The 21,478-nt window shown below is 67.3% G+C and carries 14 protein-coding genes and 1 pseudogene; 9 read left to right on the top strand and 6 right to left on the bottom strand.

Annotated features, from left to right (window positions below; translation table 11 throughout):
• The first annotated feature begins 8 nt into the window (after nt 1-8).
• The 4 genes and pseudogenes from BXA00_RS03295 (at nt 9) to BXA00_RS03310 (ending at nt 5,242) form a co-directional block, all read left to right on the top strand.
• A complete protein-coding gene (locus BXA00_RS03295) occupies nt 9-1,325 on the top strand; it encodes a sorbosone dehydrogenase family protein (RefSeq protein ID WP_076516189.1) in 1,317 nt (438 codons plus the stop codon).
• A gap of 47 nt (nt 1,326-1,372) precedes the next feature.
• The gene (locus tag BXA00_RS03300) at nt 1,373-2,077 is read left to right on the top strand and encodes an SDR family oxidoreductase (protein ID WP_076516191.1); all 705 of its coding nucleotides are present in this window, start codon (nt 1,373-1,375) and stop codon (nt 2,075-2,077) included.
• A 146-nt stretch (nt 2,078-2,223) separates the two neighbouring features.
• The gene (locus BXA00_RS03305) at nt 2,224-3,774 is read left to right on the top strand and encodes a DUF1800 family protein (RefSeq protein ID WP_076516193.1); all 1,551 of its coding nucleotides are present in this window, start codon (nt 2,224-2,226) and stop codon (nt 3,772-3,774) included.
• Nucleotides 3,771-5,242, top strand: a pseudogene (locus tag BXA00_RS03310) (DUF1501 domain-containing protein). The gene BXA00_RS03305 and the pseudogene BXA00_RS03310 overlap by 4 nt, the downstream one beginning before the upstream one ends.
• A 79-nt stretch (nt 5,243-5,321) precedes the next feature.
• On the opposite strand, the gene BXA00_RS03315 reads toward BXA00_RS03310, so the two are convergent.
• The 3 genes from BXA00_RS03315 to BXA00_RS03325 all read right to left on the bottom strand — a co-directional run bounded on the left by BXA00_RS03315 (nt 5,322) and on the right by BXA00_RS03325 (nt 11,024).
• The gene (locus BXA00_RS03315) at nt 5,322-6,419 is read right to left on the bottom strand and encodes a tetratricopeptide repeat protein (protein ID WP_076516195.1); all 1,098 of its coding nucleotides are present in this window, start codon (nt 6,417-6,419) and stop codon (nt 5,322-5,324) included.
• 80 nt (nt 6,420-6,499) lie between these two features.
• Nucleotides 6,500-8,260, bottom strand: a complete 1,761-nt coding sequence (locus tag BXA00_RS03320; protein WP_076516197.1) for a phosphatidylserine/phosphatidylglycerophosphate/cardiolipin synthase family protein — start codon at nt 8,258-8,260, stop codon at nt 6,500-6,502.
• A complete protein-coding gene (locus tag BXA00_RS03325) occupies nt 8,253-11,024 on the bottom strand; it encodes a type VI secretion system Vgr family protein (protein ID WP_197685557.1) in 2,772 nt (923 codons plus the stop codon). Before BXA00_RS03325 ends, BXA00_RS03320 begins: the two co-directional genes overlap by 8 nt.
• Nucleotides 11,025-11,203: 179 nt before the next feature.
• On the opposite strand from BXA00_RS03325, the gene BXA00_RS03330 reads away from it, so the two are divergent.
• The 4 genes from BXA00_RS03330 (at nt 11,204) to BXA00_RS03345 (ending at nt 13,513) form a co-directional block, all read left to right on the top strand.
• Entirely contained in the window at nt 11,204-11,668 is a 465-nt protein-coding gene (locus tag BXA00_RS03330) for a GNAT family N-acetyltransferase (RefSeq protein ID WP_076516201.1), read from the top strand.
• 97 nt (nt 11,669-11,765) lie between these two features.
• The gene (locus BXA00_RS03335; RefSeq protein ID WP_076516203.1) at nt 11,766-12,134 is read left to right on the top strand and encodes a hypothetical protein; all 369 of its coding nucleotides are present in this window, start codon (nt 11,766-11,768) and stop codon (nt 12,132-12,134) included.
• A gap of 24 nt (nt 12,135-12,158) precedes the next feature.
• Nucleotides 12,159-12,689: an RNA polymerase sigma factor gene (locus BXA00_RS03340; protein WP_076516205.1), complete on the top strand. Its 531-nt coding sequence runs from the start codon at nt 12,159-12,161 to the stop codon at nt 12,687-12,689.
• Nucleotides 12,686-13,513: an anti-sigma factor gene (locus BXA00_RS03345; RefSeq protein WP_076516207.1), complete on the top strand. Its 828-nt coding sequence runs from the start codon at nt 12,686-12,688 to the stop codon at nt 13,511-13,513. The genes BXA00_RS03340 and BXA00_RS03345 overlap by 4 nt, the downstream gene beginning before the upstream one ends.
• An 85-nt stretch (nt 13,514-13,598) precedes the next feature.
• Here the strand turns inward: BXA00_RS03345 and BXA00_RS03350 are convergent, their stop codons facing one another.
• Genes BXA00_RS03350 through atzF form a run of 3 tightly spaced genes read right to left on the bottom strand, consistent with a single transcriptional unit; the run spans nt 13,599 to nt 19,831 of the window.
• Complete coding sequence (locus tag BXA00_RS03350; protein ID WP_197685586.1) at nt 13,599-14,327, bottom strand: GntR family transcriptional regulator; 729 nt, start codon at nt 14,325-14,327, stop codon at nt 13,599-13,601.
• Nucleotides 14,324-17,962, bottom strand: a complete 3,639-nt coding sequence (gene uca / locus BXA00_RS03355) for an urea carboxylase (RefSeq protein WP_076516209.1) — start codon at nt 17,960-17,962, stop codon at nt 14,324-14,326. Before uca ends, BXA00_RS03350 begins: the two co-directional genes overlap by 4 nt.
• A gap of 27 nt (nt 17,963-17,989) precedes the next feature.
• Nucleotides 17,990-19,831, bottom strand: coding sequence for an allophanate hydrolase (gene atzF / locus BXA00_RS03360; protein WP_076516211.1), 1,842 nt, complete (start codon nt 19,829-19,831; stop codon nt 17,990-17,992).
• 372 nt (nt 19,832-20,203) lie between these two features.
• Here atzF and urtA point away from each other — a divergent pair, with 372 nt between their 5' ends.
• Nucleotides 20,204-21,457 carry an urea ABC transporter substrate-binding protein gene (gene urtA, locus BXA00_RS03365; protein ID WP_076516213.1) on the top strand — a complete coding sequence of 418 codons (1,254 nt, stop codon included), beginning with the start codon at nt 20,204-20,206 and terminating at the stop codon, nt 21,455-21,457.
• The last annotated feature ends 21 nt before the right edge of the window (nt 21,458-21,478 follow it).

Consider the following 21,478-nt stretch of genomic DNA (forward strand, 5'->3'; position numbering starts at 1 on the left):
CAAAACCCATGCACCCCCTGCGACTCGTGCTGGCGGCCGGCCTGGCGCTGTCGATGCTCGGCGGCTGCGGCGAGGTCGCCAAACTGCCCGTCGAAGCCGGCATGGGACCGAACCCCCAACTGCCTGCCCCCAACCCCACCCTCATTCCCACGGTGAACACGGCCAAGGCCGTGGGCTGGGCGCCGGGCGCGCAGCCGATACCCGCCCAGGGCCTGGCCGTGACGGCCTTTGCCAGCGGACTGGACCACCCGCGCTGGCTGTACGTGCTGCCCAACGGCGACGTCCTGGTGGCCGAGACCAACGCGCCGCCCAAGCCCGAGGACGCGCCCGGCGGCATCAAGCAATGGGCCGCCGGCCTGGTGATGAAGCGCGCCGGCGCAAAGACCGTCAGCGCCAACCGCATCACCCTGCTGCGCGATGCCGACCACGATGGGGTGGCCGAGACCCGCACGGCGCTGCTGGAAGGGCTGAACTCGCCGTTTGGGATGGCGTTCGTCGACGGCCATCTCTACGTGGCCAATGCCGATGCGGTCGTGCGCTATCCCTTCGAGCCGGGCCAGACCCGGATCACGGCGCCGGGCGTGCGGGTCACCGACCTGCCCGCGGGCCTGAACCACCACTGGACCAAGAACCTGATCGCCAGTCCGGACGGCGCCCGGCTGTATGTGTCCGTCGGCTCCAACAGCAACGTGGGCGAAAACGGCCTGGACATCGAGGAGGGCCGCGCCGCGATCTGGGAACTGGACGTCGCCAGCGGGCAAAAGCGCCTCTACGCCACGGGCTTGCGCAATCCGGTGGGCATGGCCTGGGCGCCGGACGGCAAGACGCTTTGGACCGCCGTCAACGAGCGCGACGAACTCGGCAGCGACCTCGTGCCCGACTACATGACCTCGGTGCGCGACGGGGGCTTCTATGGCTGGCCGTACAGCTATTTCGGCCAGCACGTCGACACCCGGGTGCAGCCCCCGCGGCCGGATCTGGTGGCGCGGGCCATCGTGCCCGACTATGCGCTGGGTCCGCACACCGCGTCGCTGGGGCTGGCCTGGTCGGGCGGCGCCGCGCTGCCGGAACCCTTTGTCCACGGCATGTTCGTGGGCCAGCACGGTTCCTGGAACCGCGATCCGCGCAGCGGCTACAAGGTGATCTTCGTGCCCTTCGACCAGAACCGGCCCAGCGGACCCGCGCGCGACGTGCTGACCGGATTCCTGGACGACGCGGGGCAGGCGCAAGGCCGGCCGGTCGGCGTGGCCATCGACAAACGGGGCGGCCTGCTGGTGGCGGACGACGTGGGCAACGTGGTCTGGCGGGTAGCGCCCGCGCCCTAGGCGCCGCCCCTACAATGGCCGCTCCCGAATTCCAGACTGGAGCGAGCATGAGCACGGAAAAAGTGGCGATTCTCACGGCGGCCGGCAGCGGCATGGGCGCGGCGGCGGCCCGCAAGCTGGCGGCCGACGGTTACCGCATTGCGATTCTGTCGTCGTCAGGCAAGGGCGCAGCCCTGGCGCAGGAACTGGGCGGTCTGGGCGTCACGGGTTCGAACCGCTCGCCCGAGGACCTGTCCCGCCTGGTGGACGCCGCGCTGCAGAAGTGGGGCCGCGTGGATGCGGTGGTCAACAGCGCGGGCCACGGTCCCAAGGGCCCGCTGCTGGAGATCAGCGACGACGACTGGCACCTGGGCATGGAGTTCTACCTGTTGAACGTGGTGCGCATCACGCGCCTGGTCGCGCCGGTGATGAAGCAGCAGCAGTCCGGCGCCATCGTCAACATCTCCACCTACGCCACCTTCGAGCCGGAAGCCCTGTTTCCGACGTCCGGCGTGTTCCGCGCCGGGCTGGCCGCCTTCACCAAGGTGTTTTCCGACGAATATGCGCAGCACAACGTGCGCATGAACAACGTGCTGCCGGGCTTTATCGACAGCCTGCCGGAAAAGGACGACCGCCGCGTGCGCATTCCGATGGGCCGCTACGGCACGGCGCAGGAGGTCGCGGACCTGATCGCCTTCCTCGCGTCGGACGCGTCTACCTACATCACCGGGCAGAACATCCGCATCGACGGCGGCATCACGCGATCCGTGTAGGACGCCGCGGCGCGACGGCGCCAGCGCCAGCGCCAGCACCATGAGGATCATGCATTTGGCGTAGTCCCTCGTCCGAATGACGGTATTGAAGCCCGCCCCCGGCCTTTAGTACCGTAGGTGTTCGCATTCGACGAGGTGCCTGGCGCATGTCCGCTCTGCCGTCAGCGGCTGCGCCGCAATCCGCATCCCCCACCCCGGGCCAGGCCTCGCGCTTTCTGGCGCAGGCCACGTTCGGCCCCACGCCGGCCGATATCCAGGCCGTCGTGCGTGACGGGTACGCCGCCTGGCTGGACGCGCAGCTGGCGATGCCGCCGTCGCAGACGCATTTCGACTGGCTGCTGTTGCAGCAGAAGAACACCGAGGCTTTCAAGGGCAACGGCATCAACGCGCCGCTGGAATCCACGTTGTGGCGCAAATTCATCAGCGCGCCCGACCAGGTGCGCACGCGGGTCGCGTTTTCGCTGTCGGAGATCTTCGTCGTCGGCGTGTCATCCATCACCGCATCGTGGCCGCTTTTCGGCGCGGCGGGCTTCATGGACCTGCTGGCCGAGCACGCGCTGGGCAACTACCAGGACCTGCTGACCGCCGTGACGCGCAATCTCTCGATGGGCTGCATGCTGACGTATCGCGGCAACCGCAAGGAAGACCCCAAGACCGGCCGCCATCCCGACGAGAACTACGCGCGCGAGGTCATGCAGCTTTTCAGCATCGGCCTGCTGGAACTGGAACAGGACGGCACGGTGAAACGGGTCAACGGCGCGCCCGTGGAAACCTACACCAACGCCGACGTGCAAGGCCTGGCCAAGGTCTTCACCGGCTGGGACATCAACGGCCCGGAAACGGACGTGGAGTTCCACCGCCGTCCCATGGCGCTGAACAACGCCCTGCACTCCCTGTCGGAAAAGCGCTTCCTGGGCGCCGTCATCCCGCCCGGCACCGACGGCCACCTGTCGCTCAAGCGCGCCATGGAAGTCATCAGCGCCCACCCGAACGTGGGGCCATTCATCGGCATGCAGCTCATCCAGCGCATGGTGACCAGCAATCCCAGTCCCGCCTACGTCGGCCGCGTGTCGGCCGTGTTCAACGACGACGGCCGGGGCCGGCGCGGCAACCTGAAGGCGGTGGTGCGCGCCATCCTGCTGGATCCCGAGGCGCGCCAGCCGGACCTGGGCTCGCCCTACTGGGGCAAGGTGCGCGAGCCCATCCTGCGCTTTTCGGGCTGGGCGCGCGCCTTCGGGGCGACATCCACCAATGGCGAATGGGCCATGCCGGACACCACCGACAACACCATCCGGCTGGCACAGAGCCCGATGCGGTCGGCGACGGTGTTCAACTTCTTCCGGCCGCGCTACGTGCCGCCGGTGACCGAACTGGCCCGGCGCCACCTGGTCGCGCCGGAACTGCAGATCACGGACGAGACCAGCATCGCCGGCTACCTGAACTTCCTGGCGATCTACGCGGACCGCGGCTGGGAAGACCTGCAGGCCGACTACGCGCCGGAGATCGCGCTGGCCGGGAACCCGGAGGCGCTGGTGGCGCGCGTGGTGCTGCTGCTGGCAGGGGACGCCTTCAGCCCGCGCACGGCAGCCGCCATCGCCCAGGCGGTCGCCACGCTGCCGCCGGACCGCCCGCGCGACCGGGTCCGCGCCGCCATCATGCTGGTGGCCGCCACCCCTGAATATCTGGTGCAGAAATGACAGACCGCCCCGATTCCGATGGCCGCGGCAGGGACCGCCCCGGTGTGGGCCGCCCCGGTGTCGACCGCCGCGGTATCGACCGCCGCGGTATCGACCGCCGCGACTTCCTGCTGCGCGCCTGCGCGCTGGGCGCGACCGGGGCCGCCGCCCCGCTGGCGCTCAATCTTGCCGCCATCGGCGCGGCGGCGGCGCAATCCGCCCCGCCGTCGTACAAGGCGCTCGTGTGCGTCTTCCTGTACGGCGGCAACGATCCCTACAACACGCTGGTTCCCTACGATCCGTCGTCCTACCGCGCCTATGCCGCGGCGCGCGGCGACATCGCCCTGCCCCGCGACGCGCTGCGCGCCACGGCGCTGCGCGGCAAGGCGGATACGCAGGGCGGCATGCAGTTCGCCCTGGCGCCGGCGCTCGCCCGCTGGCCCCGCTGTACGAGCGCGGCGAGATGGCCGCGCTGCTGAACGTGGGCCCGCTGATCGTGCCCACCACCAAGGCCGAATACATCGGCGCGCGCGTGCCCCTGCCGCCCAAGCTGTTCTCGCACAACGACCAGCAATCCGTCTGGCAGGCGCTGGCCCCCGAGGGCGCCTCGTCGGGCTGGGCCGGCCGGCTGACGGACCTGTTCGCGGACGCGAATGCGCAGCGCACCTTCACCGGCATCACGGCCGGCGGCAGCACCGTGCTGCTGGCGGGCCGCAAGGTGGCGGGCTACCGGGTCGGCATCAACGGGTCCACGCAGATCGACCTGCTGCAGCGCGACATGTACGGCTCCAGCGCCTGCACCGCCCTGCTGCGCGCGCTGATCACCGAGCCGCGCGAGCACCTGATGGAGCGCGAAATGTCGCGCATCGCCGCCCAGTCCATCTCCGCCGACAAGCGCCTGCGCGCGGCCCTGGCCGACGTGGCGGTCCCCGGCGACTTTTCCTCGCCGCTCGCGCAGCAGTTGCGGATCGTCGCGCGCATCATCGGCGCCCGCGAGGCCCTGGGCGCGCGCCGCCAGGTGTTTTTCGTGTCGCAGAACGGCTATGACAACCACACCGGCCTGAACGACGCCCACCCCGCCTTGCTGAAGGAGCTGGGTCAGGCGCTGGCGGCATTCCAGCAGGCGCTGTCGGCAATGGGCGTGGCGGACCAGGTCACCACCTTCACGGCCTCCGAGTTCGGCCGCACGCTGGGCTCCAACGGCAACGGCTCGGATCACGGCTGGGGCTCGCACCATTTCGTGCTGGGCGGCGCGGTCAACGGCGGCCGCTGCTACGGCGCCCATCCGGAGATCGCTTTGAATGGGCCAGGCTTCGTCGACAATGGCCGCCTGCTGCCCACCACGGCGGTCGATCAGTTGGGCGCCGAACTGGGCGCGTGGTTCGGCGCCAGCCGGGACGACCTGCGGACGGTGTTCCCGAATTTGCGGCATTTCGGTCCTGAGCCGTTGGGAATGTTGACGCCGTTGCCCGTAGGATCTGTTGGGTAGCGCGTCGATAACCTCGTGCAACGCTGCGGCCCGGCTTCAGGCATTTCGCTGCAGGACACCGAGGAACCTGCCCGCACCGCTAACCGGCCCTGCTCAGCCTCCACGTCACGGCACGCCCTTCAACCTCCGGCATGGACTGGCCATGCGCGAACTGCCTTTCGCCGGTTGGAAAGTCCTCGCAAGCCCATAAACCCGGCCAGGGACAAGGCTGACCCGACCGTACCTGCTTGCCTGCCAACGGCGGCGTCCACTCCCAACGCAGCGCGGCACCGCCCACACTGGGCAAGGACTCGCCCAGCGAGGCGCGAAACATCAGGTTGGGATCGTCCACCGCGCGCCAGAGTCCGGCACGGGGTGCGGGCTCGCCGCTTTCGCTATTCTTTGCGGGCGCGGACGGCAGGGGGCAGCGGGTGGCGAGGTCGGGAAAGCGAATGGTCGGATCATCCTCCCTCGCCCTCCACAAGGCATCGTAGCAAGCGGCGCGCTGAGGATCCTTTTTAAGGCCATTCTCGCCATTCTTGAACATCGAATACAACCTATACAAACTTTGCACATGCCCTAAAGCCCCGGCCTTTTCGAAATAGGGCAAAGCGCCGTAGACATCTTCTTGCGTGAGCAAGTAATCCATACCCAACCTATGACCGGCTTCTGCAAAGCCCTGTCCAAGCGCGCACTCCAGCATCTGCAAGCCGATTGCCCGGCCTCGACTTCTGCCTGGCTCAGCTTGCTGCGCAAATGCGGTCAGGAGGTCGTCGCCAATAGCCCATTGACCATACTTGTTGCCCAGGTCCGCGGCTTTTCTGAAATACACCAGTGAGGCCCCGCGATCTTCCCTTACTCCTATCCCCTGTTGCAGCATCACTCCCATCTGGTAATACGCATGCGGGGCATTGAGCTTTAGCGCCTTTTCCACCAAGTCCACCGCCTTGCTGGTGTCGCTGGGCACGCCATCCCCTTCAATGTACAAAATCGACAGGTTCAGATAGGCCTTGTAATGGCCCTTTTCGGCTGCTTGCGTGTATAGGCGAACGACCTCTTTTTCAGACTCTTGCCCGCCGCCTTTTTGCAGCGCTCTCGCCTGATTGAACCAACCGTCCGCCTCTGGGTCGACGGCGGGATTCTGCTCCGTCGCGCACGAGAATTCCAAGGACTTCCAATCGAGTTTACTGATGTCCATCGCGCCGTTTCCGGTATCGGGGCTGCATCCGCCGGCAGCCAAGAATATGAAGAGTGGAGCTAAGCCTGGTGCGTATCGAGCTAGTCGAGCGAAAACGATGATTTTTCTCCACTATCATGAAAATCAATCAAGGATGAAGCGAGAGGTTTTCCGTCTTTCATGTTTGAGGTGTTATCACCAATAGCTTTCTCCCAAGATCTGAACTCATCAGCAATGTCATCCCCCGGCTCATACCTCCCATGCATCTTCCAAAGACGCTTGCGCCAATGCTGGGTCAACTCAGGAGACGGGCATGCGATGTTGAGTTCGGAATCCGATTCCATACTGCGCGTATTGACGTTCGCCGATCCCAGCGTAAAGAACACGTCATCGACAAGCAGAAGTTTCGAATGCACGTAGATGGGCGCATAACGGTGCATCTGCTTCGGGACCTCTTCGTTACCGCCCCAATACGCGGTGCCGGTGGTGCACAGGCTCGCCATGATGATATTGACGCCCTGCAGATCGGTCTTGCGCAGTTCCGCATCGGGGCCGCGGTCGTCGGTTTGCCGGTGATAGGCGGGCATGCGATGCCCTTGCCCTAATGCCAGGAGCATGGCGTGGGTGTATCCCCTGCCGTGGTCGTCCGGAACGTTGGTCACCACGAAGACGTACAGGTCCTTCTGCCAGCCTGCGCTTTTCAGTTTGCGCCGCGTCTCGCGTAACAACATCGCCAGGTCGCGGTACCGGAAATACTGGTTCTCGAAGTACAGGTATTTCCTGGCGTTGCCGATGGCCAATTTGTAGGAGGCCAGGATCGACCTCTCCGATTCCTGCGATTGCGTGCGGCAGATCTGCGCCAAAGCGCCCTTGCCCCGCTTTTGAGCGGGCTCGACGTAATCTTCGCTGCGGCGAGCGGTGCGCGCGCCCGTCCAGAAGAATTTCGACCCCAGGCCTTGCGCCTTGTCCCAGGCCGTCATGAAATTTTCGTTCAGGTCATAGAGTACCGGCCCATACACCTGGCTGGACAGGTCCTGCCATGGCATGAAACCCTGCCGCGCCGCGGACTGGTATTCGTGTGCGTCGGTATCCCAATAGTTGCGCAGCAGGTTGTGGCCCATGACAAAGCCCACGGCATGTTCCGGGATTTCATAGTCCACCAGTATCGTCTTCTGGTGATGAGAGGCCGCAAGCGCAAGCGCGTTGCGCTGGGCCGGCGTCCCGAGGCCGCGCTGAATCACTTGCATGAGAGAGATCTTGCTTCGGTCCAGCACGCCGTAGTCGCGGGTGCGAAACTCGATATTGAGTGATTGATATCGGAACCATTCGCGGTTGAATTTCCTGGCCTCGTCGTCGCCCCGCTTTACCGCAGCGCTGTTGGTTGAGCCGCCGTAGTTGTTGAACCCATTCCGATCAGCGTCTGGCTCGCCGCCGGCCGAAGCCAGCCCGCCCACGCCGGACCCCATCCCCGTGCCCCCGCCGCTGCCCATTACCCCGTCTCCGGGCAAGTTGTTTTCCTTGAAGTTAAGGACATTCTTCCAGATGAGGATTCGGATCTCGACGGGGAGCTGCCAGTCCGGGCCATGCGTGCCTTCCGCCTTGCGACGCAACAAGTCCCCTAGCCGCTCGCCGCCAGGAACGAGGCGCATGCTGGGATCGAACCCCCAACTGACAATGTCCACGGACTTCTTGGCGCCGCTGATCGCTTCTTGAACCGCCTTAAACGCGCGCTCGCCGTTGATGAGGGGCAGAATCAGGTTCGCCGGGCGGGGGGGATACTTCGCCTCGGGGACGAACCACGGAAAGGTGGCGCGCACATCGCGCTTGTTGTAGAGCGAAACGGTGAACGTGTCCTCAGACATCGGAAGCATCCTTGTCGAAACGCGCCTGCAATGCGCGGAAGGCATCTCCATAGTGCCCATCAAAGCCGGCCGCATCACCCTCGTGGAAGTGGCCTCGATAGCCCAGGTTGGAGAGCTCCTGGAGCCTGCGCACCTCGGGGTCCGAGGAAAACTCGTCTTGCGCGTCGATCTCGAAAACCTGGCCCGTGGCCAGTTCCACCTGGTATCGGCTTACGCCTTCCTGGTGTTCCCATCGTGCACTGCCCCCTTCATCCAGTAGCCCCTGGCTGAACGGCACCCCGTCCGCATACAACGTGTAGGGTTCGCCGCCGTAGTCCGCCAGATGGCTGGGCAGCGCCCCCAGCGTGAAACGCATCGTGCGTCCGTTCGGACTTATCGTGCCGACCGGGAAATCGGGAAACCGAGGGGACTGTTGCGCGGGACCCGAAAATGCGTGCGAACCTGCTTTCACCATGAACGCGCCGGGCATGCCCATTTCGATGTTGCCGTCCGCCATCTTGATATAGGCCCCGCCGCACAACATGGTGATGTTTTTCTGCGCCGAGATCGTGATGCCCTGCTTGCTCGCCGACATGTCGACGCTCTGGTCCGCCTCGATACGCACGGACTTCTGGTGCGCCTGCAGCACCATTTCGCCCTGATGAGCAAGGTGCCGGACGTCTCCGTCCCGGGCGAAAAGCCCTAGGCCGTCACCGGCATTCATGAGAATGGATTTTCCAGCGGAGAACTGCTGGCTCTGCTCCGCTACGGCATCCAGTGATTCGCCAGCCGCCAGCGTGATCGAGCGTTGCGTGGCAGCGGCGATGCCCGCGGGGCTGCTCATCGCGATCAGTGGCTGCCCGCCATTGCCCCCTTCCCTTTCGTCGTTTGTCCCATTCCCAAGATCGCGTACGGCTTCCGACAGCCGTTGCTGAGGTTGCGCGTCATGGGGCAGGCTCAAGTGGGTCTCGGCATAGTCCCCCAGGCTTCTTGCCAGATTCAGCGCGCTTTCCAGGCATTGAATCAACTCGGCGCGGGAAAGCTGGCCTCCCTGCGCGCGGGGCTGTCCGTCCGTAGTCAACAGCAGCCCCTTGGCCGCCCGCACGGCCCCGTGTTCATCGGTGCGCAGTTCGAATCCTTCACCGCGGGGCTGCCCGCCCTTAGGGCGCGGATGGGTCAGATATCCAAGATGCAATTGAGTAGCGCCATGGTCGCTCATCAGCGCAGCGCTGATTTGCCCGGACGTGTCGTCCAGGCGCAGTTCATTGGCCCGGTCGCCCTTGTGCTCCTTGGTTTTGACGGTGTTCAGGATGTTGTGCCGCGGCAATTCGTAAGGCGGCAAGTTGATCGCGCGATAGGTGCGGCCGGTGATGATGGGCTGGTCGCAATCCCCGTCCAGAAAATCGACGATGACTTCCTGGCCGATGCGCGGGACGGCCATGTGGCCCCACGCGGCGCCCGCCCAGTTCTGCGAAACGCGGATCCAGCAGGAACTGTGTTCGTCGTTCCGGCCCAATCGGTCCCAGGGGAACTGGACCTTCACGCGGCCGTAGGCGTCGCAGTAGATCTCTTCATTGGCCGGGCCGACCACGGATGCAATCTGCGGCCCGTCGATGCGGGGCTTGCGGGCCGGCTCGGGCTTCCAGTCCGCATGGTCCGGCACGATGTCCGCGGTGTAGCTATATTGCGTGCCCTGCGCGGCGTCGGCGCCTTCTTCCTGTTGGCTGGTGTGCTGCGTGCCGTAGTGTTGCATCCGCACCGGCCGCCAGCCGTGGTTCCAGTCTTCGCGCGGATGGCCGGTCAGGTCGAAGGCCACGCCTGGCACGAGACGCGCGTCGTCGCCTTCAACGGTGGCCATGCGGGCATCGCGGCGCAGGCCCAGGAGGCGGGCTTGGGTGAACGGTTTGCCGGCCTCATCGCGCTTGTAGCGGCCGGGGTAGTCGTAGCGTTCGTAGCGGGAGGCCTGGTGGTCCAGTTCCCGCGCGACGGTGGAATGCTCCTGGTCGTACTGCGGGTGCGTGTAGGTGTAGTCGCGCTGGGTCTGGCGCGCGGTGCGCACATGTTCGGTATACCTGAAGCGGCGCAGCGCCGGTTCGGGCTGGTCGCCGCCGGGCGTCGGGTTGTAGACAACCGGGCCGCCTTCGATCTCGCCATGCACATAGATGCGGTCGCCATGGATCAGACGGTGACCTTGATCGGAATGCGCGAAACGGTAGAAAAAACCTTCCTCGGCCGCGAGCCGGGCCAGGAATTGCAGGTCCGTGTCGCCGGCTTGCACGCAGTATTCGCGGGGCAGGTGTTCGTTGGTGGCGGCTTGTTCGTAATCGGTGATGCCGTGGGACTTGAGGACAAGTTCCAGGATCTCGGGCACGGATTGCTGCTGGAAGATGCGCCAGTCGGAACACAGCGATGTTCGCGCCAATGCAGGTTCGACGACGGCCCGGTAGCGGGTGCGCCGGAAACCCGTGTCGCCCTGTTCGAAGCTCGTGACGATGCCGTGTACGTAACGCACGGGCGTCACGCCGCGCCAGATGGTGAATAACGCAGGATGATCGAGCAGCACGCCGAAGTCCACGGCCGCGTCGAAGCTGGACAGCTCCACGCGCAAGAGAAAGGTTTCGGACAGGGCTTCGTCGAGCGTGAATTCGATCACCTCGAAGTCCACGCCGGCGGCGGCCGGCGAGAATGTAAATCGCATGTCGGATAAACGAGGCATATCGATTCCCTGGGCAAACCATGAAGCGGCAATGACCCCGACGTCCGTAGGGAAAATGCGCTGCGTCATGGTCCATGGCGCGAGTGGGCCACCAGTATCGAAGGAAAGCCTGCGCTTCCGATCTAAGATTTCTTCGAAAAATACACTTGGAAGCCCCTGGTGCTGGGCCACGCATCCGTTCTATAACCTCATGGATCGGCTCCGCCAGCATCCTGGCCAGACGTCTTCCCTCCTTCCGCCAACCCACCATGAACCTGTCCCCCGATCTGGCGCTGCAGTCCGCCACCGAAGAAGACCTGCCGTTCCTGTTGTCCCTGCGCAAGTCCACCATGACCGAGCATCTGCGGCGCGCCGGGGCGCCGTTGGACGACGCGCAGCACCTGGCGCGGATCCAGTACCGCTTCGACGACGCGCAGATCGTCTGGCTGGGCGGCCGGCCGGCCGGGCTGTTCAAGCATTACCGCGACGCCGTGGGCTGGCGCATCGTGCAGATCCAGATCGATCCCGCTTTCCAGGGCCAGGGGCTGGGCCGCCGGCTGCTGGCCGGGGTACTGGATCGGGCGGACGCGGAAGGCGCGCCCGTCACGTTGAGCGTGCTGAAAGGCAATCCCGCCCGGCGGCTGTACGAAGCGCTGGGCTTCACCCCCGTCGAGGAGACCGAGCTGGAGCATGAAATGCGGTATGAACCCGGCGCAGTCCGGCCGGGCGCCTGACCCCTCTGCGGTTTTTTTTGGCGCCGCTGGAATAAGGCGGCGCCCGCAAGCGTCCGTAGAGGGCAGTCCCCAACCTTACCCACCTACGAGGCACACCATGCGCAAACACACCGCCGCGGCCCTGGCACTCGCCTGCGCCGCCCTGTTCTCGGCCGGCGCCCACGCCCAGGCCGTCAAGACCCAGGACGGCATCCTGGTCAATAGCGCCGGCATGACGCTGTACACCTTCGACAAGGACTCCGCGGGCAAGAGCGTCTGCGTCGACCAGTGCGCGAAGGCCTGGCCGCCCGCCATGGCCGCCGCCGACGCCAAGCCGATGGGCGACCTGACGATCATCACCCGCGACGACGGCAGCAAGCAGTGGGCCTACAAGGGCAAGCCGCTCTATCTGTTCGCCAAGGACGCCAAGCCGGGCGACAGGACCGGCGACAACGTCAGGGACATCTGGCACGTCGTCAAGCCCTGATCCGGACGGTCGCCCGGCCACGCCATGCGCGCCGAAGACGAAGCCCGCATCCTCGCCTGCATCCCCAGCCTGCGCCGCTACGCGCGCGGGCTGACGGGCGATCCCGACCGGGCCGACGACCTGGTCCAGGACACGCTGGAGCGCGCCTGGAGCCGCTACTCCCGATGGCAGCGGCGCGGCGAGCTGCGCGCGTGGATGTTCGGCATCATGCACAACCATTTCATCGACGGCGTGCGCGCCGCCGGCCGGCGCACCGACGTGACGGTCCCGGGCGACCTGCCCGACGCGCCGGTGCGCGCCACGCAGGCTGACCAGCTCGAAGTGCGGGACCTGGACCGCTGCCTGCAGGCCCTGCCCGCCGAACAGCGCGAGATCCTGCTGCTGATCGCCGTGGAAGACCTGACCTACCAGGAGACCGCCCAGATCCTGTCGGTGCCGATCGGCACCGTCATGTCGCGCCTCTCGCGGGCTCGCGAGAAGCTCGGCGCGCTGATGCAGGGCCGCGACGCCGGCAGGCGCCTGCGGCCCGTACCCACCCCGCGTGAAATGCCATGAACGACAAACGCCTCCAACCGGTTCCCACCGCGGGCACGCCGATCACCGAAGCCGATCTGCATGGCTACGCCGACGGCCAACTGCCGGCCGCGCGCCATGCGGAGGTGGCCGCCTTCCTGGCCGCGCATCCGCAGGACCAGACCCGCGTGGACGACTGGCAGGCGCAGCGGCGCGCGCTGCGCGCCATGCTGGACCCGGTGCTGGACGAGCCCCTGCCGTTGCGCCTGCCGCTCAAGCCGCCCGCTCGCGTTTGGCCCTGGCGCGCGCTGGCGGCCAGCGTGGCGGTTGCCGTGGTCAGCGCCAGCGCGGCGTGGGTCGCGCGCGGCGCGGTGGACGCGCGCCATCTGCAAACCGTGCTGGCCGCTGCCGGCGCGGACCGCGCCGCGGCCGGCTACGCGCAGCGCGCCGCCATCGCCCACGCGGTCTATGCGCCCGACATGGGCCGCCCCGTCGAAGTCGGCGCCGACAACGAGAAGGGGCTGGTGACCTGGCTGACCAAGCGCATGGGCGAGCCGATGCGCGCGCCGTCGCTGTCGCAGGCGGGGTATGCGCTGATCGGCGGACGCCTGCTGCCCGGCGGGGCGGGGCCGGTGGCGCAATTCATGTACGGCGCGGCCGACGGCCAGCGCCTGACCCTGTACATCACGCGCGAAGCGGCCGGCGGCCAGAACGCCTTCCAATTCACGCAGGAAGGCCCGGTGCGGGTGTTCTATTGGGTCGAAGGCGGGCTCGGCTATGCCCTGTCCGGCGCCGTCAGCCGCGATGAGCTGCAGCGCGTGTCGCAAGAGGTCTATCGGCAGCTTCAGGGCGAGGGCCAGGGCTAGGGCCCCATCGCCCCGCGTCCCCGGTCCGCGGCCGGCGGGGCGCATCCGGCCTGCATCCGACCTGCATCCTGCCTTCGCCCGGCCCTCACCCCGCGCTGGCGCGCGCCTCGTGCAGCATGTGCAGCGTGATCTTGCGGACCTCGGCCTTGCTCATGTCGATATGGGACCGCAGCATGCGCCCCGCCTCGTCGGCGCGGCGCGCCAGCACCGCGCGCAGGATGGCCGCGTGCTCGTCGTAGGTGGCGTCGACGCGGAAATCCTTGGTGAAGTCCAGCCGCCGCACGATGCGGATCTTTTCCGTGACGTCGCGGTGGATCAGCGCCATCTCGGGATTGCCCGCGGCGGCCACCAGCGAGCAATGAAACGCCTCATCCAGCTGCGCCACCAGCCGCCCGTCCAGGATGCGCTGCGGCGGCGGCACCAGCCACACGTCGGTCAGCGCGCCCAGGATCCCGGTCGTGTCCATGTGTTCGCGCGCGCACAGCTTGTCCACGGCCGCCAGTTCCAGCACCACGCGCACGTCGTACAGCGCCTCGAAGCGTTCGAAGTCGAACGGACGGACCTGCCAGCCGCTGCGCGGACGGGCCAGCACGAAGCCCTCGCGTTCCAGGCGCGCCAGGCCGAGCCGCACGGGGGTGCGGCTCACGCCCAGGCGCGCCACCAGGTCGGCCTCGGTGAAGCGTTCGCCGGGCAGCATGCGAAAGGCGAACAGGTCGTCCTTGATGCGCTGGTAGACCTGATCGGCCAGCGAGCCGGCCAGCGCCGGCGCCTGGCGGATGGCCGGACCGGCCTGGACGGCTTCCAGGCGCATCATCCGGCGACGACGCACGTGGCGTCTTCAGTGATGACGATGAGCGGATCGCCCGCGTTCACGGGCTTGCCGGGGACGCAGCGGATGGCCGACACCGTGCCCGACACGGGCGAGATGACGGACAGCTCCATCTTCATGGCTTCGACCACCACCAGCGTGTCGCCGGCCGAGACGGTCTGCCCCACCTGGACCGGGATCTTCCAGATGTTGCCGCACATGTCGGCGCTGACCAGGCGCTCGCCGTCGCGCAGGACGGTCTCGGCCTCGGGTTCGGCGGCAGGCGGTTCGGCCGCCACGTCTTCCGTCTTCCAGAGCGCCACCTCGGCATCGAAGGCCGTCTTCTGGCGGGCCTGGAAGTCGGCGATGCTGTCGGCCTGTTCGGCCAGGAAACGCTGGTGCGCCGCGAAGTCGAACATCTCCTCTTCGATGCGGACCGTGGCGCGGCCTTCGCGGAAATCCTCGCGCAGGACGTCGAGTTCGGCTTCCGTGACGGGATAGAAACGCACCTGATCGAAAAAGCGCAGCAGCCAGGGCTTGCCGTCCTGGAACACCGGGTTCTTCAGGAATTTGTTCCAGATGGGCAGCGTGCGGCCCACGAGCTGGTAACCGCCCGGCGAGTCCATGCCGTAGATGCACATGTACACGCCGCCGATGCCCACCGTGCCTTCGGCCGTGAAGGTGCGCGCCGGGTTGTACTTGGACGTCAGCAGGCGATGGCGCGGATCGATCGGCACCGCGCACGGCGCGCCCAGGTAGACGTCGCCCAGGCCCATGATCAGGTAGCTCGCGTCAAACACGATGCGGCGCACCTCGTCGCGGTCGTCCAGGCCGTTGATGCGCTGGATGAAGTCCACGTTGTTCGGCAGCCAGGGCGCGCTGGCGCGCACGGTCTCCTGGTAACGCTGCACGGCGCCCAGCGTGGCGGAATCCTCGAACGCCATGGGCAGGTACACGACGCGCGTCGGCACCTTCAGCGTGGCGACGTCGGCCAGCCCCGCCTCGATCTCCAGCAACTTCGCGATCAGCGCGCCTTGCAGGATGACGCGGCTGTCGTAGCGGATCTGCAGCGAGCGCACGCCCGGCGACAGCTCCAGCACGCCCGCGACCGGGTCGGCGTTCAGCGCCTCCATCAGCAGGTGGATGCGCATGCGCAGCGCCAGGTCCAGCACGTTGTCGCCGTATTCCAGCAGCAGGTAGCCGTCGCCCGCCTGCCGGTACGACACGGACGGGCGCGCGCCTTCGGCCGGCAGCGCGGCGACGATGGTCTCGGAGACGGTGGCGGGCACCGGCGCGGGCGCGGTCGCCGCGGGCGCCGCCGGCGCCAGGTCGGCGATGCTGCGGCCCTGCGCGGCTTCCAGCGCCACCGCCTGCGGGTAGTCGATACGCACGAACCGGATGCGGTCGCCGGGCTTGACCTGCCCGACCTTCCACAACTCGGCGCGGGCGATGGTGACGGGGCACACGAAGCCGCCCAGGCTGGGGCCATCGCGCGTCAGGATGACGGGGCTGTCCCCGGTGAAATTGATGCTGCCGACCGCGTATTCGCAATCATGGATGTTGGACGGATGCAGCCCCGCCTCGCCGCCGTTCTCGCGCGCCCAGGTGGGCTTGGGGCCGATCAGGCGCACGCCCAGGCGGTTGGAGTTGTAGTGCACCTCCCAGTCCGCGGCGAAGAAGGCGTCGATGGCTTCGGGCTGGAAGAAGTCCGGCGCGCCATGCGGGCCGTACAGCACGCCGATTTCCCAGGTGTTGCCGTACTCCGGAATCAGCGCGGCGGGCGCGGCCTGGGGCTGCGCCTGGGGCGCCGCCGCCGTCGCGCCGGCCAGTTCATGCCGCATCACGGGCAGCATGTCGCCCACGCGCAGCGTGCGGCCGGCATGGCCGCCGAACTGGCCCAGCGCAAACGTGGAACGGCTGCCCAGGTAGAGCGGCACGTCCAGGCCGTTGCGCACCGCCAGATAGCTGCGGCAGCCGGACAGCGCGCGGCCGGTGGCCAGCACTTGGCCCGAGCGCACGGAGATGGGTTGCCACATGGGCACGGGCTCGCCGTCCAGCGTGGCGGCGCAGGACGCCCCGGTCAGCGCCACGACCGCGTCGCCGTGAAAGCGCAGCGTCGGCCCGACCAGCGTGGTTTCCAGGCCGGCCGCGTCTGGCGCGTTGCCCACGATGCGGTTGGCGATGCGAAATGCGTAGTCGTCCATGGGACCGGACGGCGGCACGCCGATGTCCCAGTAGCCGGCACGGCCGGGATAGTCCTGCACGCTGGTGTAGGTGCCCGCTTCCAGCACCTCGATGGCCGCGGGCCGATACGCGAAGCTTTCCAGAAAGCGGGTGGACAGCTTGCCGGCGCGGAACCGTTCGTCGGCGACGATCTGGCGCAGGTAGTCCAGGTTGGTCGCGATGCCGTGCAGCCGCGTCCGGGCGAGCGCATCGGCCAGCTTGTCCAGCGCGGCCTCGCGCGTGTCCGCGTGCACGATCAGCTTGGCCAGCATCGGATCATAGAAGGCGGGCACGTCCGTGCCGGTCTCGACCCAGCCGTCGACGCGCACGCCATCCGGGAAGGACACTTCGGTCAACACCCCGGGCGAAGGCTGGAACTGGCGCAGCGGATCCTCGGCGTACAGGCGCACCTCGATGGATGCGCCCTGCGGGGCGCGCGACATGGCCTTGTAGTCCAGCGGTTCGCCCGCCGCGACACGCAGCATGCATTCCACCAGGTCCAGGCCGGTGACGGCCTCGGTGACCGGATGTTCGACCTGCAGGCGCGTGTTGACCTCCAGGAAATAAAAGCTGTCGCGCGCGGGGTCGTAGATGAACTCCACCGTGCCGGCGGAGCGGTATTTCACGGATTCGCCGAGCTTGACGGCGGCGTCCAGGAGCGCGGCGCGCGTGGCGGCCGGCAAGGCCGGCGCCGGCGTTTCCTCGATGACCTTCTGGTTGCGGCGCTGCACCGAGCAATCGCGTTCGCCCAGCGCCAGCACGCGGCCCGCGCCGTCGCCGAAGATCTGCACCTCGACGTGCCGCGCATTGTCCACATAGCGTTCGATGAAGGCGCCGCCATCGCGGAAGAAGTGTTCGCCCATGCGTTGCACGCTGTCGAACGCCACCGTGAGTTCGGCCTCGTTCTCGCAGCGCGACAGGCCGATGCCGCCGCCGCCCGCCGTGCTCTTGAGCATCACCGGATAGCCGATGCGCTCGGCCTGCGACAACGCCTCGCCCAGGCTGGCGAGCAGCCCGGTGCCGGGCGTCATCGGCACGCCGGCCTCGGCCGCCAGCTCGCGCGAACGGTGCTTCAGGCCGAACTCGCGGATCTGCAGCGGAGTGGGACCGACGAAGGCGATGCCCGCGGCCTCGCAGGCTTCGGCGAAATCGGCGCTCTCGGAAAGAAAGCCATAGCCCGGATAGATCGCCTGCGCGCCATGCTCGCGCGCGGCGGCCAGCAGCAGATCCATGCGCAGGTAACTGTCTGCCGCTTTCTCGCCGCCCAGCGCGACGGCCACGTCGGCCTCGCGCACATGCGCGGCGTTGCGGTCCGGGTCGGAATAGACGGCGACGCTGCGGATGCCCAGGCGCTTGAGGGTGCGGATGGCGCGGACGGCGATTTCGCCGCGGTTTGCAATCAGAACGGTATCGAACACGGTGCGACTCCCAGGTATAGGGCGGGGTTATCGGGTGGCGGCGCCGAGGCTGGCCAGGTAGGCGCGCCAGCCGCCGAAGTCGGTGATGTCGCGCGCGCCGTCCAGGCCGCGCGGCTCGCAGATGAAGCCCTTGACGAGCCGGCCGTCGGCCAGCTCCAGCGTGCCGATGCCCAGCGGCGCGGGAATCTCGGCCACGAAGGCGCCGAACGCCGTCACGGGCACGTCCCACAGCTCGACCTCGATGGCGGCGCCGCTTTGCATCTTCACCAGCCCGGGCTTGGGCGGCGTGGTGTTGGCCAGCGCGAAGAGGCGGTAGTCGCCCGCCGTCGCGGTCTTCTCCACGAACACCGCATGGCGCGACGTCAGTTGATGGTTCAGCGGCATGCCGGTCAGGTGCGCGCCCACGACCGCGACGCGCACGGTATCGGCGGACGGCGCGGTGTCCGCGGCGATGGACGGCAAGGGCTCGCCCGTGGCGCCCAGCGGCAGGCCGCGACGGGCCTGCCACTGGCGGCCGAACTGCGCCAGCGCGCGGTCCTGCCAGGCCAGGCCGATCAGCGTGATGCCCGAGGGCAGGCCGTCGGCCCGCATGCCGGCCGGCACCGCCAGCGCGGACAGGTCGGCCAGGTTGGCGAAATTGGTATAGACGCCCAGGCGGGAATTGAGCGTGACGGGGTCTGCCTCCAGTTGCGCGATGGTGTAGATGGAAGGCGAGGTCGGCACGACCAGCGCGTCAAAGCCCTCCAGCGCGCGATGGATCTGGCGCGTCAGCTCGGCGCGCCGGTATTCGGCCTCGAACGCGTCCAGCGCGCTGTAGTTGGCGGCCTGCTCGACGATGCCGCGCACGACCGGATTGATGGCGTCGGGATTTTCCTTCCACAATTCCTGCACGGCGGCAAAGCGCTCGGCCACCCAGGGCCCCTGGTACAGCAGCGCGGCCAGTTCGTTGAAAGGCCCGAAGTCGATGGGCTCGACCTGCGCGCCGTCCGCGCGCAGCGCCCGCACCGCATCCTCGAACACGGCGGCGGCCTGCGCGTCGCCAAAGAACTCCAGCGATGCGGGCACCGCCAGCCGCGGCGTCTTGGGCCACGGCAGCGACGCGCCGGCCGGCATGCGGCGTGAATACGGGTCGGCGTCGTCATAGCCGCCCGCCACCGCGGCGACCTTCTCGGCGTCGTCCACCGTCAGCGCGAAGATCGACACGCAGTCCAGCGTGCGGCAGGCGGGCACCACGCCCGCCGTGCTGAGCCAGCCCTTGGTGGGCTTCAGGCCCACGATGTTGTTGAAACCCGCCGGCACGCGGCCCGATCCCGCAGTGTCGGTGCCCAGCGAAAACGCCGCGATGCCGCGCGCCACCACCGAGGCGGATCCCGAACTGGAACCGCCGCTGACATATTCGGGATTGAAGGTGTTGGCCACGGCGCCATGCGGCGAGCGCGTGCCCACCAGGCCGGTCGCGAACTGATCCAGGTTGGTCTTGCCGATGAGAATGGCGCCGGCCGCGCGCAGGCGGCGCACGACGGTGGCGTCTTCCCGCGCCGTATAGGCGAACTCGGGGCAGGCCGCGGTCGTGGGCCAGCCCGCGGCGTCGATGTTGTCCTTGATGGCGAAGGGCACGCCATACAGCGGCAAACGCGAGAGGTCGCCGCCCGCCGCGGCCAGCAGCAGGCGCAGGCCGTCCAGCTGTTCGTCGAGTTGCGCGCGGTCCACGCGCCGTATCCAGGCGTTGTCGCCGGCGTTATCCGACGCGTCGCCCACGGCGGCATAGCCCGCCAACAGCGCCTCGGGTTGCGCCCCGTCGCGGTAGGCGGACTGCCACTGCGCGATCGTCCAACCGGCGGGGCTCTTCTGCGTTGCTGCGGCATTCATGCTGGAATCCTTTCTTGTATACAAGTACGGATTCCCAAGCAATCTGCGTGCCATGTTGGCGGCAACCTTGGCCTTCCCTCTGGAACGCCGATGCCCCCTGCGCAGATTGCGGTCCGGCCGCCGCCGCGCGCCGTGCGCACCGCACCGAGATCGGGCGGATCGCGCACCTGTCTTGTGCACGCCGCACCGTTTTGATCGCGCCGGCGCCGCGCGGCCGACGCCTCCCGCCTTCGCGTAAACACCCCCTCCTCATACAGCGGCCGCGGCCTGCGCCATCACTTGGCACGCCTTTTGCTTTTGAGTCCTACGTTGTCGGGTGTTGTTCAGAACGTTCTCGCCGGCCAGACCGGCCCATTCCATCCAGGAGTCACCATGAAACGCAGACTAGCCCTTAAGCAACTGACCGCCGTGAGCCTGTTGGCCATGTCCGGGTGGATGCCGCAGGTACACGCCGCCGAAGACACCATCAAGGTCGGCATCCTGCATTCCCTCTCCGGCACCATGGCCATCTCGGAAACGTCGCTCAAGGACGTGGCCCTGATGACCATCGACGAGATCAACGCCAACGGCGGTGTGATGGGCAAGAAGCTCGAAGCCGTGGTCGTGGACCCCGCGTCGAACTGGCCGCTGTTCGCCGAGAAGTCCCGCCAGCTCCTGTCGCAGGACAAGGTGGCCGTGGTCTTCGGCTGCTGGACCTCGGTGTCGCGCAAATCGGTGCTGCCGGTCTTCAAGGAACTGAACGGCCTGCTCTTCTACCCGGTGCAATACGAAGGCGAAGAGCTGGAGAAGAACGTGTTCTACACGGGCGCCGCGCCCAACCAGCAGGCGATTCCGGCCGTGGAATACCTGATGAGCGAAGACGGCGGCGGCGCCAAGCGCTTCGTGCTGCTGGGCACCGACTACGTCTACCCCCGCACCACCAACAAGATCCTGCGCGCCTTCCTGCATTCCAAGGGCGTGAAGGACAGCGACATCGAAGAGGTCTACACGCCGTTCGGCCATTCCGACTACCAGACCATCGTGGCCAACATCAAGAAGTTCGCCACGGGTGGCAAGACGGCCGTCATCTCCACGATCAACGGTGACTCCAACGTGCCCTTCTACAAGGAACTGGGCAACGCCGGGCTGAAGGCCACCGACGTCCCGGTCGTGGCGTTCTCGGTCGGCGAAGAAGAGCTGCGCGGCGTGGACACCAAGCCGCTGGTGGGCCACCTGGCCGCGTGGAACTACTTCCAGTCGGTCAAGAACCCCGTCAACGACGCCTTCATCGCCAAGTGGAAGGCCTACGCCAAGGCCAAGAACCTGCCCAACGCCAACACGGTCGTGACGAACGACCCGATGGAAGCCACCTACATCGGCATCCACATGTGGAAGCAGGCCGTCGAACAGGCCAAGACCACTGACGTGGACAAGGTGATCGCGGCCATGGGCGGACAGAAGTTCAACGCGCCCGACGGCTACACCATCGAGATGGACAAGACCAACCACCACCTGCACAAGCCGGTCTACATCGGCGAAATCAAGGCGGACGGCCAGTTCAGCGTGGTGTGGAAGAGCAAGGGCCCGATCCGCGCCCAACCGTGGAGCCCGTACATCCCGGGCAACGAAGGCAAGCAAGGCCTGTAGTTTCACCACACCCCAAGGAAA

The sequence above is a fragment of the Achromobacter sp. MFA1 R4 genome (genome assembly GCF_900156745.1).
Taxonomy (GTDB): Bacteria; Pseudomonadota; Gammaproteobacteria; order Burkholderiales; family Burkholderiaceae_B; genus Achromobacter.